This window comes from Streptomyces sp. MP131-18 (assembly GCF_001984575.1).
Classification (GTDB): Bacteria; Actinomycetota; Actinomycetes; order Streptomycetales; family Streptomycetaceae; genus Streptomyces; species Streptomyces johnsoniae.
This window is the reverse complement of the sequence record NZ_LZNS01000001.1, coordinates 931,050-934,916: the sequence shown is the minus strand read 5'-3', so window position 1 is coordinate 934,916 and position 3,867 is coordinate 931,050. Positions and strand designations below refer to the sequence as shown.

General features: G+C 70.5%; 2 protein-coding genes. Both read left to right on the top strand.

Going from position 1 to position 3,867, the window contains the following annotated elements:
- Positions 1-1,959 (top strand): beta-ketoacyl reductase (locus STBA_RS03985; protein WP_143659618.1); only part of this gene is annotated, 1,959 nt, incomplete at its 5' end.
- A 25-nt stretch (positions 1,960-1,984) separates the two neighbouring features.
- Positions 1,985-3,867 (top strand): type I polyketide synthase (locus tag STBA_RS03980; protein ID WP_253194511.1); only part of this gene is annotated, 1,883 nt, incomplete at its 3' end.

Here is a 3,867-nt window from a genome sequence, read left to right as displayed (position 1 = left end):
GGCATGGCCGAGGAGGCCACCGACGGGCTGCTGCGCACCCTGGCCGACCGCGGTACGACCGCGGAACGGCTGGATGTGGGCATCGAGGACATGGACCGGGGCAAGCTCGCCGCGCGCATCGCCGAAAGGGCGGGCGACGGCAGCGGGCTGGCCGGCGTCCTGTGCCTGTGGGCTCTGGACGACAGTGACCACCCGGACCTCCTCGGCACCAGCGTCGGAAGCGCCGGCGGCCTTGTCGTACTCCAGGCGCTGCACGACCTGAGCTTCACCGCCCCGCTGTGGATGCTGACCCGCGGCGCGGTCTCCGTGTCCGGCTCCGACCACCTCACCAGCCCTGGTCAGGCGCAGACATGGGGCTGGGGCAGGGCCGCCGCGCTGGAGCACCCCGACTTGTGGGGAGGTCTGATCGACCTCCCGGCACGGCTCGACGACCGCGCGCTACGGCGCGTGTGCCAGATCCTCGCCGACCCGGACGGGGAGGACCAGCTTGCCGTTCGATCCTCCGGAGTCTTCGTCCGGCGCCTGGTCCGTGGCGCCCTCGGCGACCGCACACCGCCTCGCCAGTGGACTCCGCGCGGCACCGTGCTGGTCACCGGAGGGACGGGCGGCATCGGCGGGCACCTCGCCCGCTGGCTGGCCCGCAACGGCGCCGAGCACCTGGTGCTCACCAGTCGGCGCGGCCGTGAAGCGCTCGGCGCCCCGGAACTGGAGGCCGTCCTCACCGAGATGGGCGTCCGCGTCACCATCGCCGCGTGCGACGTGGCCGACAAGAAGGCGCTGAGCGAGCTGGTGCGGCAGGTCGAGGCCGAAGGGCCGCCCATTCGCGCCGTCATCCACACCGCGGCCCACATCGCCCTCGGCATGCTGGCCGAGACCACGCCGGCCGATTACGCGGAGATCTGCCGCGCCAAGGTGCTGGGCGCCCAGTACCTGGACGAGCTGTTCGACAAGGACACGCTCGACGCGTTCGTGCTGTTCTCCTCCATCGCCAGTGTCTGGGGCAGCGGCGACCACGGGGCCTACGCCGCCTCCAACGCCCACCTCGACGCACTTGCCGAGGAACGGCGCGGTCGCGGGCTGCCGACCACCTCGGTGTCGTGGGGCATCTGGGACGCGGCCAACGACTGGGACCCCCTCAACACGGAGCTGCGTACCTACAAGAACCAGAAGTCCAGCCGTCACGGCCTGCCACTGCTCGACGCCGAACTGGCCTTCGCCGCGCTCCAGCAGTCGCTCGACCACGACGAGACCTTCGTCGCGGTCGCGGACGTGGACTGGGAGCAGTTCGTATCCCTGTTCACCATGGTCAGGGACAGCCGTCTGATCACCGAGATCCCCGAGGTCCGCCGGCTCAAGGAAGCGCCGCTGCCGGAGTCGGCCGGCACCTCGGCGGCGACCGGACAGTTCGCCGAGAAGCTCGTCGGGCTGTCCCGGCCCGAACAAGAGCACCTGCTGCTCGACCTCGTCCGCGCCCAGGCGGCGACGGTGCTGGGGCACGGGGCCGCGGGTGACGAGGTCGAGGCAGGCCGCGCCTTCCGCGACATGGGCTTCGACTCGCTGACCGCGGTCGAGCTGCGGAACCGCCTCGAGGCGCAGACGGGTCTGAAGCTGCCGGCGACGCTGGTCTTCGACTACCCGTCGCCGACCCACCTCGCGGCCAGGCTTCTCGTCATGCTTGCGCCGGAGGACTCCGCGGCGAAGCCTGTCCTCGGTCAGCTCGCCGAACTCGAGGCCGCGCTGGGCGCTCTCGAACCCGACGAGAGCACCCGCGAGGACGTCGCCAAGCGTCTGCAAAACCTTCTGTGGCGCTGGAACGAGAGCGCGTCGCCCGCCCCCTCGTCCGGAGTGGACGGTGACGGCGCCGACGCCGCGGACACGGGGAACGGTGGGGTGGATGTCTCCTCGGCGAGTGCCGACGAACTGTTCAACATGATCGACCGAGAGCTGGGACTTCCCTGAGTTCCCGCGTCCGCCAGAACGACCTTTGGCTTTCCCTGGAGACATCACCATGCCGAACGATCCCAAGCCAACGCAGAACGAGCAGAAACTCCTCGACTACCTCCGGCGTGTCACCGGCGATCTGAAGCTCGCCCAGCAGGAACTCACCACCGTGCGGGCGCGGGAGCAGGACCCCATCGCCATCGTCGCCATGGCATGCCGCTACCCCGGTGGAGTGCGTTCGCCAGAAGATCTGTGGCAGGTGGTCTCCACCGGCACCGATACCATCTCCCCGCTGCCCGCAAACCGCGGCTGGGAACTCGGTGAGCTGTACGACCCGGACCCCGACCAGGAGGGCAAGACCTACGTCGAGGCGGGCGGCTTCCTGTCCGAGGCCGGGCAGTTCGACCCGGCACTGTTCGGCATCTCACCACGTGAGGCGCTGGCGATGGACCCGCATCAGCGCCTCACCCTGGAGCTGGCCTGGGAGACGTTCGAACGCGCCGGAATCGACCCGAAGTCACTGAAGGGCAGCAGCGTCGGCACGTTCGTCGGAGCCAACCCCCTCGACTACCGCAGCGGTATCTCCGACACTTCGGGCGGAGTCGAGGGCCACCTGGTCACCGGCAGCTCGGCCAGCATCGTCTCCGGCCGCATCGCCTACTTCTTCGGCCTGTCGGGGCCTGCCATCACCATCGACACCGCATGTTCCTCATCACTCGTCGCCCTGCACCTGGCGGTCGGCGCGCTCAGGCAGGGCGACTGTTCGCTGGCCCTGGCGGGCGGTGTCGCGGTGATGTCCACCCCGGCCGAGTTCGTCGGTTTCAGCCGCCAGCGCGCCCTCTCCCGCGACGGCCGCTGCCGCGCGTTCTCCGCGGACGCCGACGGCATGGGGCTGGGCGAGGGCGTCGGCATGGTGCTGGTGGAACGGCTGTCCGAGGCGCGGCGGAACGGGCACCCCGTACTCGCGGTGGTGCGAGGCTCGGCCATCAATCAGGACGGCGCGAGCAACGGCCTGACGGCTCCCAACGGTCCTGCCCAGCAACAAGTCATCGAGGCTGCCCTCGCCAATGCGCGACTGGCCCCCGACCAGGTCGACGCCGTGGAGACCCACGGCACCGGCACCAAACTGGGCGATCCGATTGAGGCGCATGCCCTGCTCGCCACCTACGGGCAGAACCGGCCGGCCGACCGGCCACTGCTGATCGGTTCGCTGAAGTCCAACATCGGGCACGCTCAGGCGTCGGCCGGCGTCGGCGGCGTCATCAAGTCCGTGCTCGCCCTGCGCCATGGGCTGCTGCCCAAGACACTGCACGCCGACAACCCCACGCCCGAGGTCGACTGGGACTCGGGCGCGGTCTCCCTGCTCACCGAGAACGCCCCCTGGGCGGACCGGGGCCGGCCGCGTCGCATCGGCATTTCGGCGTTCGGTGTGAGCGGTACGAACGCACATGTGCTGCTGGAGCAGGCCCCGGAGGCAGACACGGCCGGGGAGAAGAGCCAGCAGCCGCAGGGCGTCCCCGTCCTGCCGTGGGTGCTGTCGGCCGGAAGTGCCCGGTCGCTGAGCAGCCAGGCCGGGCAACTGGCCGACCTGGTAAGGGACAGGCCGGAGCTCCACCCGCTCGACGTGGGCTGGTCGCTGGCGGCGACACGGGCGGCGTTGGAGCACCGCGCCGTCGTGGTGGGCTCCTCGTCTGCGGACCTGCTCGCCGGAACCGAAGCCGTGGAGTCGGGTGCGGAGCGGGCGGGCGTCCTGAGCGGCCTGGCGCGCGGCGGGAGCCGACTTGGGCTGCTGTTTGCCGGTCAGGGGGCGCAGCGGTTGGGTATGGGGCGGGAGTTGTATGAGGCGTTCCCGGTGTTTGCGGAGACGTTTGATGAGGTGTGCGGGGTGTTGGATGGGTTGTTGGACGGGTCGTTGCGGGAGGTGGT